Raw genomic sequence first — 13,001 nt, 5'->3', positions numbered from 1 at the left:
GGATGAATATACAATTTGAAGAAAACGGGACTGTTCTCATATGCAAGTTGAACGAAGATCTGGATATGGCATCGGCGAATCTGTTTAAGACGAAAGTCGAACAGTATATCGCATCGGTATCCTTCGAAAAGATGGTTTTCGATTTGGCCAACATCGGATTTATGGATTCAACCGGTGTTGGCGCCCTGGTGCAGATGATTCGCTTAATCCAGGGACGTGGAGCGCGAGTTCGCTTAACTGGCTATAACGAGGAAATCGGAGATGTGCTGGATTTAATCGGGGTATTACGAATAGTGGGGGCAGAGTAATGGGAAATGGAACGCTCTCCGCCATCGACGTAGCGCGGTTGTATCCGACGCCAGTGTTTATTTATTACGCCGATAAGCAGCTGCCGGAGTGGAATCAAGAAGCCGAAAAAGTGTTGCAGTTGTTTCCGGGTGAGTCTATGGAGGAACGTCTGGCTCAGCTGATTTCCTGGGTTGAGCTCGATGTGGGTGCTTATGCGGGAAAAATGGACTCCTCCATACTTACCAAGGAGATACGGCTGAATCAGGAAATGCGGTTTTATGAGGTGATTACATCACCCATGTATGGTGGAGTCGGCGAATTTGAAGGAATTATGCTGGTGTTGCGTGATGTAACCGCATTGCGAGCGGCTGAGGCCCGGCGGCTAGAGCGAGAAAAAGAGGAGACATTGGCCGCCAATCTGCTTTCTTTGCTGGCACCGAAAAATTGGATTGCTCCGACCCGGTGGCAGGTGTTTGGACGGAGTATACCCGCTCGTGCGCTGGGCGGCGATTACTATGATATCATCCCTATTCAAGAGGAGAAAAAGGTTATTCTAGTGGTTGCCGATGTGATGGGGAAAGGCGTTCAAGCGGCCTTGTGGATGACCATGGCCAGGCAGGTGATACGGCAGGCGGCGGCTCGGTACCGAGACACAGGAAGTACGGTGGAATGGATTCACCAGTCTTTATTCCGGGATCTTTATCACGCGGGAGCCTTTATCACCATGTTATTTATGGTTCTCGATGTAGAAAGTGGCCGAATTACATACGTTAATGCCGGACATCACCCAGCGTTACGAATTCATGGCGAGCAAGCAGAGTTTTTGAGCGGAAAAGGGCCCGCGTTGGGAATGACAGAAAAGCCGGGCTATACAGTTAATTTTCAAGCGATTCAACCTGGAGATACACTGCTCTTGTACTCGGATGGCATCCTGGATTCGTGGCAAGCAGATGGACGTGGGTTAGGTAAAGAGGGCTTGGCTAAAGTGGTTCAACAGGCGAGGCTTTTGAAGGCTCGAGAAATGCTCGATGGGATTTTTAAGGCTGCCCGGGCATATCCGGAAGGTCAACAACGGTGGGATGATATGACAGCGGTTGTAGTGAGGAGGGAGTAACATCGATAAAATAAAACAACTTATAGGAGGGCTTTCCAGTAGCCGCTTTTGGGTATATAACGGTAAAATCCTACAGGAGATGGAGGAGGTCCGAGTAGGACTGCCGGAAGATTTTTTAACTGGTGGGATCCAGGCAGCCTTGCGAGAACAAGCGGCCAAACGAGAACTTCTGGAATGGGATGGACGGTATTATGACGTGCACTTTTTGCCGGTATCGACGGGGCTCGGCAGTATTCTTGCGCTGGACGTTACGGACGTTCTGTGGAAGGAACGGCACCGGCACGATTATGAACGCAAAGTATACCGGGAGGTGATGTATGCGAGTACGCAAGGACATCTGATTGTAATGAACGATGATGAAAAAGAGCAGTGGATGCAAGAAGGGTCTGTGATCATTCAAGGGACGGTGAAGGATCCTTTAGATATCCGGAAGATGCGCCTTCAAGCGAAAGCGGCGCTCAAAGTTCAGGATAGGAGCACAGAGGCGCTGAAACGGGAGAATATGTTTTTACTCTGTGCATCGGAAGCGTTGACGAATGCGATCAAACATGCCGAAGGCGGGGAGTACTGGTTACGGGAGATCCCGGGAAAACCGAGGCGTATACGGTTTTGGGTGGCCGATTCGGGAGATGGCATAGCCTTGGAGGATCTACCGAAGGCGGCGTTGATGAACGGGTATTCCACATCGGATTCGTTGGGGTCCGGTTTTTTTATTATGCTGCACTGGTGCAATAGGGTGATGATCTGGTCCGGTGCGGAAGGAACGGTCGTTGGGTTAGAGGGGGAATTATAGAGAGAGCCATAATTTTCATGCGCTTCACCGTCTGGGACATTATTATGCAGTTAGTGACTTTCCCTGAACTGTGACCCGTAAGAGAGACACTTTGAAAAGTGCTCTCTTACGGGTCATTTGTGTTTAATCGATAAGTGTTACCTGTATTTAAATGCCTAATTCATCGCCGAGTACAAGATTAATTTTTCAACGGAATGCTCAGTGGTTTTATGAGTTAACCCAAAGGGAACTGCCTCAACGTACCGCAAGGATAAAATCGACGGCCTCTCGGAGTTGGGCTAACCGGGTGGAACGGACCAGGTAGCTGTAATCACCCATGGCCAATTGAAAGATGGGGCTGAGCCTCTCATGGTGGCAGAGGAGATCTCCTAGACGTGTAAGCACTTCCTCATGAGAGTTCACGTAGGAGTTGCTCGACCGGCGGCCCACATAGGCACAATAATACTTGTGCTCATAGGTAAAGGTTACAGAAGGATCCATGACCAACTGAGCCCAGAGCCCATAAATGTCGATATCGTTAGCAAAGTTGAACATATCTAAGGTGAGCCCGCCGGGCGGGCGCATATTTACCTCTAAAGCGACCAGGGAACCATCGCTAGTACGGAAGAATTCAAAATGAAAAAATCGCTCTCTCACATCGAACGCCTTCAGTGTCCGCAGGCCCAATTCCATCAGGTCCTCAGGAATTTGCCGCACCGAGTAGAAGGATACATGTCGTTTTTCATTGACCGTTTCCATGACGCCCTGGCTGTACACATGGGAAGCGACGAAAAGCAACCGGCCGTCCTTATCGGTAATCCCGTCAAAAGAATGAATCGTTCCCTCGATGTATTCTTCCAGGACATAGTCGACATATGGTTTTTCGGAGAAAAACTGTGCCAGGTCCCGGTCTGATTCCAACCGGTATGTCTTCGCAGACCCTACCCCAATATCCGGTTTTACCACCACCGGATAGCCCAACTTCGCAATCCATTGCCGCGCTGCCTCTATCGTGGGAATGATCCCGCCTTGAGCGACAGGAATGCCGGCGGAACGAAATACTTTTTTCATCTCCGACTTTTGCTTGATCTTTGCGGTGTCCTTATTTTTGATCCCAGGAACGTTAAAGTCTGTGCGCAGGCGTGCCTCCCCGGCGAGCCAATGTTCGTTCAAAGATTCGATCCGGTCCATTTTCCCGTAGCGATAGGTAAAATAGCCGCAAGCCCGCAAGAGTTGATCGTAATCTTCCATATTATCGACCTGGCGATACTCCGTCAGGGCCTGTTGCAACTCTGTGCGCAGACGGTCAAAAGGCTCGTCAGCTATAGCGAGAACGGTTGCTCCTAGCTCTTTTAAGCGAAGGCAGAAGCGATAGTAGTTGGGGGGGAAGTGGGGAGACAGAAAAAGGATGTTCAAGCGTTGAATCCTCCTGAAGGACTTACCGTTTCCATTGCTCGGGAACATACTGCCCCTGCGGTGGAACGGCGAGATGGGCAAAGTCATCAGCGAGTGCATCGAGCTGAGTTCGTAAAGATTCTCCTTGCAGCGGCTGTCCGTGTCCAGTGACAACCACTCTAGGATGGAGTGCTTCCAACTTCTTCACTGATTCTCGAGCAGACACCCAGTCGATGGTAAAGTAAGACGGCGGTCCGTGAACCTCTTTGTCCTGCGTCAACACGGCCCAAGCCGATTCTTGCTTGACCGTCGTAAACGCATCGCCGGCGATGAGAACGCGATCTTGATCGCGAAAGAGTGAGACATGACCGGGCGTGTGACCGGGTGTGTGAATCCATCGCCAGCCCGAGAGATAGGGTACGCTTCCGTCCGCGGGCAGAGGCTGTACTTGTTCGCCTAAATTGATGCCGTGATGAGGATACACCGAGGATACACTCGCTAACAAACCGCCGCCCACAGAGGGATCGGGAGGTGGATAATCCGATTCGCCCGTCAGGTAAGGCAGCTCCGCCTCGTGGGCATAGACCGGTACGTGCCAATTCTTCAGCAACTCAGGGAGGGCGCCGACGTGGTCAAAGTGCCCGTGCGTTAGCACAATCGCTTTCGGGGCGATCTCTTTTCCCAACTGAGCTTTGGAAAACTGACGAATCGGATCAACTGCATTTTGTAGACCTGCATCGACCAGAACCCAATCGTTTTGCCTAGTGGAATCTCTGAGGAAACAGACATTTACCATCATATTGGTTACATAAAAAACGTCCTGTGCCACTTCAGTGCTGGAAGGATGACTCATGCAAAAGGGCCTCCCGATGTGGATTTACTGCTTAGGATATACAAATGGAAGAAACCTATTCGAGCTAAACGGGACAAACACGTTAAGGAAGAATTAAAAGTTTATAATTTTTAGAAATATTATTCGTTCATTACAGGATTCGACAAATTATTTGTTGCAGACCGAATAGAATGAACATAACCGGTAAAATGATTGATGGAATAAGTGAGGGGTATCTATGGGTTCCATAAAGACACGGTTGTTGATTGCATTTTTATTTCTCGTTACAGTCCCCTTTCTCACCTATAATTTGGTGGGTTACTTCATGCTGAAAAGCGATTACTCCCAATACATGATCGAGAATAACCGGGTCATCACAACCACGGTAGCAAAAAACGTGCAGACCTTTATGGAAAAGGCCTACCGCGTTTCTGAACTCCTCGCACAAAATAATGACGTAATCGGGTTTGACGGAGAAAAGCAAAAGCAGGTGCTCACGACGGCGATCAAGAGCAATCCCTATTTTGACCTGCTATATATTCAAGGAACTGATGGGATGCAGACGGCCCGGAGCAGTGGAAATCTGGCGAACCGAGCTAACCGCTGGTGGTTTCAAAAAATCATGGCTGCGCCGGACAAGCCTTTTGTTAGCAAGTCATACTATTCGATGACCGGAAATATGGCTGTCTCATCGGTCATTTTGCCGATCTATCGAGAGGGACGACTCACCGGGGTTTTTGGCAGCGACTTGAAACTGGATGCTCTTCAAGACCTAGTGGAAGGTTCCATCGGAGAACAAGGGCGATATGCCTACATCATCGATAGTGAAGGAACCGTTGTCGCCCACCCCGATAAAACGCAAGTATCGGAAACGTACAATTATAAAACGATGACACGGAAAGTACTGGTTAAAGACAGTCAAGGCAAAGTGGTCGTCGATGCAAGTGGGAACCAAAAGACGGAAGAACTGCCCATCGATGTCCCAGTGGCACTTCAAGACGTGGCGAAGAAAGCCTTAGCGGGCGAGTCCAATTCCCTAGAATATAGTGACAAAAATGGACACACCTATTTTAGTACATATATACCTGTACAAATGCCTGGCTATTCTGACCGGTGGGCTGTCATTACAGTTCAAGAGAAACAAGCAGCCATGGCGATGATTACCGATTTCGTCGTCAAAAACATCGTCCTGGCGTCGCTGATCATCATCGCCAGCGTTTTTGTCGCTTTCCGATTAGCCCAGTCCATCACCGAGCCTATTCAGAAAATCGAAGAGAACATCAAAAAGATCGCCGAGGGTGATTTAACAGAACAGGTTGAAGTGTCCGGTGATGATGAGTTGGGCCGATTGGCGGCGAACATCAATCATATGGTCAGCAGCACAGGGTATCTGGTGAAGGACATTCGGAAACAATCAGAAGGGGTAGAAATGTCCGCCAAAACCGTTTGGAATCAGGCATCTGAGAGCTCCCTGGCCATGGACCAAGTCACCCAGAGTATTAACGATATCACGCAAGCGACAGGCACCAACAATCAAGGGACTTCCGATATTTTTCAAGCCTCCAAAGAGGTCTATATGGAGATGGAACATGTAGCCGTAGAGGTTAAGGAATCTCTAGAATTCGCCCACCACATGGTTCAAATTGCACAACAGGGCACCGACGATATGGAAAAGGTCGTCAGTGACATTGAACGCATCAAAGAGTTTACGCAAAAGATGAATGTCGTCATCGATGAAGTGGATCAAAGCGCTACGGAAATTGGGCAGATTCTAGAGATGATATCGGCGATTGCCAGCCAGACCAATTTACTCGCCTTAAACGCGGCGATTGAAGCGGCTCGAGCCGGCGAACATGGCAAAGGATTCGCCGTAGTCGCCGAAGAGATTAAGAAACTGGCAGATCAAACATCCAAGGCGACCAAGGAGATCACAGATCTGATCGTTGCTACCCAGACCAATGTGAAGAAAGTGGTTTCAGCTATCGGTGAAAGTTCACGGTTGATGGAACAAGGGGTACAACGGGTCAAGGGGGCCGGCAGCAATTTCGATTTGATTAATGATAAAGTCGAGGAAATGGAAGAAAATTTGTCTCAAATCGTTAGCACGTACCACATCATCGTCAATAAAAATGATGCCATTGTAAAACGACTGTTAGATACATCTCAAACGATATCGACATCACTCGGTGCGATTGCGGCCGCCTCAGAGCAGCAGTCAGAGAGCTTAAAAGTAATCGTAACATCTGCAGAAGAATTATCGGAAACGTCGAGAGAATTGGTTCGCAATGTACATCAATTTACCGTTGAAGCATAGATATTAACGTTACACACCTTCAGGAAGCACCGAGGTAAGGCTGCTGACTGAAGGTGTGTATTCTTTGTGAAGAAGTTTTTTTCGTCATGGCAATTATGGGAAAAGGAAATTAATACATTGGAGAAGAATAGATTGACAAAGAAACGTTTGGAGGCGAACGGCTATATATAATACGGGTGGAGGAAGAGGGAAGGATGGATTACCTTGGGCTTGCTTAAAGTGATAGAGGTTGATGTAGAGAAGTGCCAGAATTGTTTGGCTTGTTTGGAAGTCTGCCCGGTAAAACAGTGCAATATTGTCGAAGCGAATACCGTCTCTGTCAACGATGACTTGTGTATAGGCTGTGGGGAATGCATTCGTATATGCCGGGAAAAAGGTCACCACGCCCGCACAGGAGTGGATGATTTTACCGAATTTTTGCAAGATATAAAAAAAGGTGAGGCCGTAGGAGTGTTGCTCGCACCGGCTGCAGCTGTCAATTATCCGAACTTGTTACCCCAGTTGATCTTAGCCATCCGGCAGATAGGGGCTAAAGCGGTTTTTGATGTCAGCTTCGGAGCTGAGATTACCACCTATATGTACCTAAAAGCCTTACAACAAGGCGGTCCCCGCCCCATGCTCGCCCAGCCTTGCCCAGCCATCGTCACCTTTATAGAGACCTATCATCCCGACCTAATTCCCTATCTGGCTCCGACCCATTCCCCCGCCTTAGATGCGGCCATATGGATCAAGAGTCAGTCCGACTATCGCCATTTGAAGCTTGCTTTTGTCGGTCCTTGTTTCGCAAAACGGCGGGAATTTCATGACCCGAACACCAAAGGGGCTATCTCATATAACATAACCTTTGCGACCTTAGACAAATACTTTGCCGAAAAGGGCATTGATCTTCGAAAGTTAGGCACGTCCACTTTTGATACACCGGAGGCGGAACGAGCTGTCGTCTATTCCCAACCGGGAGGATTGACGGAGACCTTTAACCGTTTTGGGGTACCGGTGCGTAAAGCCGATGTACCTCGTGTAGAAGGAGCACACGAGGTGTATACGGAATACATTCCCCAATTGAAAGCAGATATCCGCCGCGGTAAGGCACCTGTTCTTGTGGATATTCTCAATTGCCTTCACGGGTGCAACGTCGGTCCCGGCACCACTCACGACTTGACCCGGTACCAAGTGGACTGCATCATGGAAGAACGCAAAGCGGCACAGATAGAAAAATATAAACAGAAAAAAAGCTTGTTCACCAAGGGAAAAGATCCTTTGCAAAAGGTCTATGACGAGTTGTCCCAAAAAGGGCTGGATTTTTCCCGAAAGTACAACGATAAATCTTCTGTTAATTCATCAAGAACCATGTCGAGAGCGGACGAAGAACAGATTTGGTTGGAACTCCACAAGGTAACCGAGGCGGAGCGAAACATCAATTGCCAAAGCTGTGGCTACGGTAATTGCCAGTCGATGGTTCAAGCGATCTTTGACGGAAAAAATCGCATCCAAAGTTGTAAGTATTACCTTTTAAAAGAGTCGGAAAGACACTTGGAACAGATGACCGAACAGGCAGAAAAAGCGGAAAATCTGGCTGAGCTTAACCGGGAAGAGCGGAATCGTGTACAACAAACCTACGAACGTCTCATCGAGTTGAACCGGCAAGTGGCTGAAACGGTAGCCCAAATCGGTACGACCAACGAAGATTTGTCTAACAGTTTTCAGTCGATCATATCCGGTGCTGAGGAAATGGTGGGGGAGATGTCACGGTTGAGCTCTAATTCTGGAAGGATACGAGATCTGACGAAGAACTCCGAAGCGATCGTTGACGAAATCCAAAACATCGCCTCTCAAACGAACTTGCTGGCGCTCAATGCCGCTATCGAAGCAGCCCGTGCCGGTGAGAGTGGGCGGGGATTCGCTGTCGTAGCTGAGGAAGTCAAAAAATTAGCTGGACAGTCTTCATCAGGAACGGAGCGTATCCGTGAATTTATCATGGCTATTGCCAATCAGTCAGAAACATTAGATGAAAAAACGGGACACGTATTGGACGTATCGCAAAAAATCAGCCATTCCATCGAATCGACAGCGGATATTCTCAAACGGCAATCGGCCGAGTTGGTGAACGAAGCGAAAAAGTTGAAAAATGAAGAAGCTAATCTAACACATTAAAACACAAACCGAAAGGCCGCTTACTAGCAATGGTAAGCGGCCTTTTTTCATAAGTCTTTCTTGTTAAAATGGTATATAGCAAAACTCAAACAGGCGAGTATGTATAAGAGCGTATAAAACAGCATCGCGTTGCTCGGTGGTGCGGCCGTTCCAAAGGGACCGGCAGCCAAAGAAGCCAGGGGATTTGTTTCTGTCGTGGCGATGACCGACATGAGTTTTCGAAAAAGCGCATCTGCAGGCATGATCAAACTGATACCGATGCCGATGTTCATTAGGTCTGTGCGGGAGACCATGCTGCCGATCTGCTCCAGAAAGCCGCCGATGACGCCGAGACCGAAGAGCATAACCGAGGTGATGCCAGCCGGCAGAGTCTTGACGAGGGTGCTGAAGACCATGGCTACACTGAGCAGTACGAGAGGCTGCATGATAAAGATGAGCGTTCCGAAGATCATCCGTCCCGGCGTCAAAGATATCAGGGCCGCTTGATTATAGATCAAATTGACACTGATCACTCCAGCAAACAGGATGATCCCATAAGCGACCAGCAAGCTGCCGTAGCCTAAAAACTTTCCGAGAACGATCTCCCGCCGCTGAATCGGCTTAGACACAATGGCCTGCAACAGGCCGTTTTCAATCTCCGAGGCGATGGAACCAACGCTGGCCAACAGAGCCAAGAGGGCCAGTAGAAAGGAAGCGAAGTAGAGGCCGGCGCCTAAGACCTGTTGCCCTAGGATCTGCTTCACGATCAACTGAGCTGAATTCGGTCCGATGATCGTTACCATTTGCTGGGCCAGCATGCGCAGGGCGAGGCCATAGAGGCTGAGAAAAGCGGCGGAGAGAAGGAAAGTGATGAAAAAGACACGTTTTTTCGATGATTCCCAAAAGGTTAGACGAGCGATTGCAAACAAAGCCTTCTCCCCCTATCATTCCGAGACATATTGCAAGAATAGTTCTTCCAAGGAATTGGAGATCGGCGTCACCTCATAGACGGATAAACCGTTGTCAACCATTCTTTTGACGAGAGCTGGCACATCAGCGTCTCCATTCCAAGTGAGGATCCATTCCTTGCGCAGAGGATAACCGCTGTTGTCCCATGTGAGCACCTGCTGGGAGTGAAGCCGGATAGCCGGGTGGGAAGGGGATGGCGTGGAAATCATGTCAACGGGTGCGTCGCCATTAACCACTACCTTGACCTGTTGGCCAGAAGCAGCGAGTTCCCTCCAATCGCCTTGAAAGAGCAGTTGGCCTTTCTTGATGATGGCGATCTGATCGCAGACCGTTTCCAGTTCGCTGAGTAGATGACTGTTCAAGAAAATGGTCTTTCCACGATCCCGCAGCGATGCTAAGAGATCGCGGACTTCTTTTCGGCCGATGGGATCGAGGGCGGACGTAGGCTCGTCCAGAAAGAGCAAGTCCGGATCGGGGAGAAGGGCACAGGCGAGTCCGATTCGTTGCTGCATCCCTTTGCTGTAACCGCCCACTCGTTTGCTCCCTTGATCGGCGAGACCGACTGCATGCAATACCTCTGGAATTCGTGCCTTCGTCTCCCGAGAGGACATGCCGAAGAGAGAGCCGTGAAAGCGGAGCAGGTCTTCACCGGAGAGCCAATCATGATAGCGGAAAGTTTCCGGTAAAAAGCCCACCTTTTTTCGCACCGATACATCCTCGATGGGACGTCCCAACAACTTGGCCTCTCCTGAGGTCGGTGAGAGCAGGCCCACCAGCATTTTGACCAAGGTGCTTTTTCCGGCACCGTTGGGCCCTAGCAGTCCGAAAATACATCCCGAGGGGACTGCCAGGGAAATATCCCGGCAGCCCCCGTGGCCTTGATAGGTTTTGGTCAATTGGCACGTTTCGATAGCCAGCAAAAAGGTCACCCCAATCAGATTTTTAATGGAGAGATTGGGCTACCTGAAGGATCGTCTCTTTGTCCATAAACCCGTTAATTTCGTAGATGACGCCCTGATCTACCCAGAGCAGATGGCTAAAGCCCCGGGGACTCTTTCCATAGATCCCTTCGCCCCCATTGACCATAACCTTTTCGGTATTTTCACCGGTGTCGGGGATGACCAAAGTGTTTTGCCAGTCTTCAATTGCTGCCAACTGAGTGCGCAGATCCTCTGGCAGAAGGGGGAAGTCGAGCAGCGCCGACCGCAGGCGATGGGGGTCAACGCCTTCCGGTACGGTCAGTTCGGGGCTGCTGAACAGGCTCACCGTCATACCGCGGCGGCCTTCCCCGTCATTATAGACCGCACGCATTCCAGCGGGGATGCGGATGTCAAAGGTTTTTCCACTCAGGTTCTCGGGCAGCAGGGTGGTGGCTCCGAAGCCCTTGAGCAGGTTGTTCACTTGCTCTACGTCGAGGCTGAATTGGGCTTCGCCTTCCGTCAAAACAGAGACTTGTTCCGGTGCATGATAGCCATCGGGAACGAAAGCTGGTTTTTTTACGGAAAAGGGCAGCTTCTTCTGGGCTTCCGCTATTTTTACTTGTTTCTCTTCTGATTTTTTTACGATTTCCGCTTTCCCGAACTGTTGTAAGTTGACTTCTCCCACTTGGGTTTTGACGGCTTTGGCCATCTGTTCCATATCGTCAGGAGAGACTTTGATCATTTGGATCTTTTGTACGCGGAACAGGGAGAGAAAGTCAGCCATCGCCTGCTGAACAGGTGCGACCGTCAAAGAACTAGCCAGCAGTACGCCGGCGGCGACAGCGCCAGCCCATTTCTTCCAGTGCTGCATCATTCTGCGACCTCCTACTGATTTATCCGTAGAGTAAGCTTTTGTATCCAAAATTCGGTGATCCCACTTCACTGTACCATCGGATTTGGCTCCGATGCTTTTCGCGTCCGATTCGTAGGTCGCCAGCCGGAGGGACGTCCACGATTCCAGTTCACCGAGTTCTTCTACGACGGTATGGCAGGGGGGGCATTGAATAAGGTGAGCCTGCAGTTGTTTTTTTTCATCGGCAGTTACTTCATCATCCACGTAAGCCTGCCAGGTTCCACGATCGGGGCATTTCATGGGATTCCCCCCTTTTTTCCTAAAACAACCTGTTGGGATGAGATGGTGTCATATTCCCGTTTGAAACGTTCTCGAGCCCGGATAAGCACCGTACCCACGGAACTTCGATTGATCTCTGTGGCAGCGGCGATCTCATCGTAGCTGAAACCGGAGAACTTGAGCAGCAGTACCATGCGGTCTCGGGCTTGCAACCGGTCCAGAGCTTGACTGACCATACGGACTTCTTCCCGGTCCATAACCACCTGTTCTGCCGAAAGAGTTTCGGTGGCGCAGGTCTCAGCGGTGGAATGAAGAAAGACCTTTTCCTCCCGCTGCCGTCGGCTGCCTTCACTGCGCAGGTAACTGTAGCACAAGTTGCTGAGAACTCGGCTCAGCCAAGCGGGCCGGTGGTCGACGGTGGACAATCCAACCCGGTGCAGCCGGACAAAGGTCTCTTGAACCAGATCTTCAGCGGCCGAAGGGTCCCCCAAAAGGAAAGTGGCTTGGCGAACCAGCTTGGGAAACATCTCCATATATAATTGTTGAAATTCCTCTTTCATACTCTCACCACAAATTGGAGATGAGATGGCGATGGGATACCCGTTGATACTACCACCCCCTTGAACCCCGTTGCGCAACGGCTCCCTTTTGGGTTTCCGTTATATAGACCTCACAGGCGGGGGAAAAGTAACAGGGGAAAAAGAATCATTATAAAATTCGCCATGGCTAGAGGGGGATACCTCTCGAAAGGGACAGAACGTTGATACTTTCGTCGCTATAAATCTTGCACGAGTAAGCAAGTGGAAGATGGAACGTTACTCATCCTATAAGAACGATAGAAACAGGCATGTAGGAGAAGGAAATCATGGAAGAAAATATTGAGATGCGTGGGATTCCTCAAGCCGAATTGCAATCTGCCTTGCTGGAAATAGGCGCCACTGAAACACTTCCCAGGATGTTTCAAGGTGATCTGTGGGAGGTATCTTTGTCCGAGGAAACCTTCGTTACGCTCGGTGTGATTCGGTTGCCTGTGACTCAATTGAAGTTTCGAGGAGAGGCTGTGACACTAAAAGCGGTGCTTAAAACGTTTCGGCTGAAAACTCTTCGGGGTGGAGGATAAAAAAGCCGCGACGAT

At 49.7% G+C, this 13,001-nt stretch carries 12 protein-coding genes; 6 read left to right on the top strand and 6 right to left on the bottom strand.

Annotation, left to right across the window (positions count from 1 at the left end):
• Positions 1-2: 2 nt before the first annotated feature.
• From GJ688_RS07205 to GJ688_RS07195, 3 genes are all read left to right on the top strand, one after another.
• Positions 3-308 carry an STAS domain-containing protein gene (locus GJ688_RS07205; RefSeq protein ID WP_170291765.1) on the top strand — a complete coding sequence of 102 codons (306 nt, stop codon included), beginning with the start codon at positions 3-5 and terminating at the stop codon, positions 306-308.
• Positions 308-1,402, top strand: a complete 1,095-nt coding sequence (locus GJ688_RS07200; RefSeq protein WP_155475872.1) for a PP2C family protein-serine/threonine phosphatase — start codon at positions 308-310, stop codon at positions 1,400-1,402. The genes GJ688_RS07205 and GJ688_RS07200 overlap by 1 nt, the downstream gene beginning before the upstream one ends.
• A 79-nt stretch (positions 1,403-1,481) precedes the next feature.
• Complete coding sequence (locus GJ688_RS07195; protein ID WP_155475871.1) at positions 1,482-2,195, top strand: ATP-binding protein; 714 nt, start codon at positions 1,482-1,484, stop codon at positions 2,193-2,195.
• A gap of 234 nt (positions 2,196-2,429) precedes the next feature.
• Here GJ688_RS07195 and GJ688_RS07190 read toward each other — a convergent pair whose 3' ends face one another.
• Together GJ688_RS07190 and GJ688_RS07185 are read right to left on the bottom strand one after the other, a co-directional pair.
• Positions 2,430-3,590 carry an ATP-grasp domain-containing protein gene (locus tag GJ688_RS07190; RefSeq protein ID WP_155475870.1) on the bottom strand — a complete coding sequence of 387 codons (1,161 nt, stop codon included), beginning with the start codon at positions 3,588-3,590 and terminating at the stop codon, positions 2,430-2,432.
• Between the two features lie 22 nt (positions 3,591-3,612).
• On the bottom strand, positions 3,613-4,422 hold the full coding sequence (locus GJ688_RS07185; RefSeq protein ID WP_155475869.1) for an MBL fold metallo-hydrolase: 810 nt from the start codon (positions 4,420-4,422) through the stop codon (positions 3,613-3,615).
• Positions 4,423-4,639: 217 nt separating this feature from the next.
• On the opposite strand from GJ688_RS07185, the gene GJ688_RS07180 reads away from it, so the two are divergent.
• Both GJ688_RS07180 and GJ688_RS07175 read left to right on the top strand, forming a co-directional pair.
• Positions 4,640-6,715, top strand: coding sequence for a methyl-accepting chemotaxis protein (locus GJ688_RS07180; protein WP_155475868.1), 2,076 nt, complete (start codon positions 4,640-4,642; stop codon positions 6,713-6,715).
• 204 nt (positions 6,716-6,919) lie between these two features.
• On the top strand, positions 6,920-8,866 hold the full coding sequence (locus tag GJ688_RS07175; RefSeq protein WP_155475867.1) for a [Fe-Fe] hydrogenase large subunit C-terminal domain-containing protein: 1,947 nt from the start codon (positions 6,920-6,922) through the stop codon (positions 8,864-8,866).
• Positions 8,867-8,913: 47 nt separating this feature from the next.
• Here the strand turns inward: GJ688_RS07175 and GJ688_RS07170 are convergent, their stop codons facing one another.
• Genes GJ688_RS07170 through GJ688_RS07155 form a run of 4 tightly spaced genes read right to left on the bottom strand, consistent with a single transcriptional unit; the run spans position 8,914 to position 12,504 of the window.
• Positions 8,914-9,774 (bottom strand): ABC transporter permease subunit, encoded by an 861-nt coding sequence (locus tag GJ688_RS07170; protein ID WP_155475866.1) that lies wholly within the window; start codon positions 9,772-9,774, stop codon positions 8,914-8,916.
• A gap of 15 nt (positions 9,775-9,789) precedes the next feature.
• A complete protein-coding gene (locus GJ688_RS07165; protein WP_407928943.1) occupies positions 9,790-10,743 on the bottom strand; it encodes an ABC transporter ATP-binding protein in 954 nt (317 codons plus the stop codon).
• 13 nt (positions 10,744-10,756) lie between these two features.
• Positions 10,757-11,887, bottom strand: a complete 1,131-nt coding sequence (locus GJ688_RS07160) for a DUF4367 domain-containing protein (RefSeq protein WP_155475865.1) — start codon at positions 11,885-11,887, stop codon at positions 10,757-10,759.
• Entirely contained in the window at positions 11,884-12,504 is a 621-nt protein-coding gene (locus tag GJ688_RS07155) for a sigma-70 family RNA polymerase sigma factor (protein WP_235910832.1), read from the bottom strand. The genes GJ688_RS07160 and GJ688_RS07155 overlap by 4 nt, the downstream gene beginning before the upstream one ends.
• 227 nt (positions 12,505-12,731) lie before the next feature.
• On the opposite strand from GJ688_RS07155, the gene GJ688_RS07150 reads away from it, so the two are divergent.
• Positions 12,732-12,986 carry a hypothetical protein gene (locus tag GJ688_RS07150; RefSeq protein WP_155475864.1) on the top strand — a complete coding sequence of 85 codons (255 nt, stop codon included), beginning with the start codon at positions 12,732-12,734 and terminating at the stop codon, positions 12,984-12,986.
• Positions 12,987-13,001 lie beyond the last annotated feature (15 nt).

The sequence above is a fragment of the Heliobacterium mobile genome (assembly GCF_009720735.1).
Classification (GTDB): domain Bacteria; phylum Bacillota; class Desulfitobacteriia; order Heliobacteriales; family Heliobacteriaceae; genus Heliobacterium; species Heliobacterium mobile.
The sequence above is the reverse complement of the archived record's forward strand: the minus strand, read 5'-3'. Positions and strand labels throughout refer to the sequence as shown.

What these genes read in the sequence shown, in the direction of transcription:
- GJ688_RS07205 (WP_170291765.1), top strand. Translation starts at nt 3, where the DNA reads ATGAATATACAATTTGAAGAAAACGGGACTGTTCTCATATGCAAGTTG.
- GJ688_RS07200 (WP_155475872.1), top strand. Translation starts at nt 308, where the DNA reads ATGGGAAATGGAACGCTCTCCGCCATCGACGTAGCGCGGTTGTATCCG.
- GJ688_RS07195 (WP_155475871.1), top strand. Translation starts at nt 1,482, where the DNA reads ATGGAGGAGGTCCGAGTAGGACTGCCGGAAGATTTTTTAACTGGTGGG.
- GJ688_RS07185 (WP_155475869.1), bottom strand. Translation starts at nt 4,422, where the DNA reads ATGAGTCATCCTTCCAGCACTGAAGTGGCACAGGACGTTTTTTATGTA.
- GJ688_RS07180 (WP_155475868.1), top strand. Translation starts at nt 4,640, where the DNA reads ATGGGTTCCATAAAGACACGGTTGTTGATTGCATTTTTATTTCTCGTT.
- GJ688_RS07160 (WP_155475865.1), bottom strand. Translation starts at nt 11,887, where the DNA reads ATGAAATGCCCCGATCGTGGAACCTGGCAGGCTTACGTGGATGATGAA.
- GJ688_RS07150 (WP_155475864.1), top strand. Translation starts at nt 12,732, where the DNA reads ATGGAAGAAAATATTGAGATGCGTGGGATTCCTCAAGCCGAATTGCAA.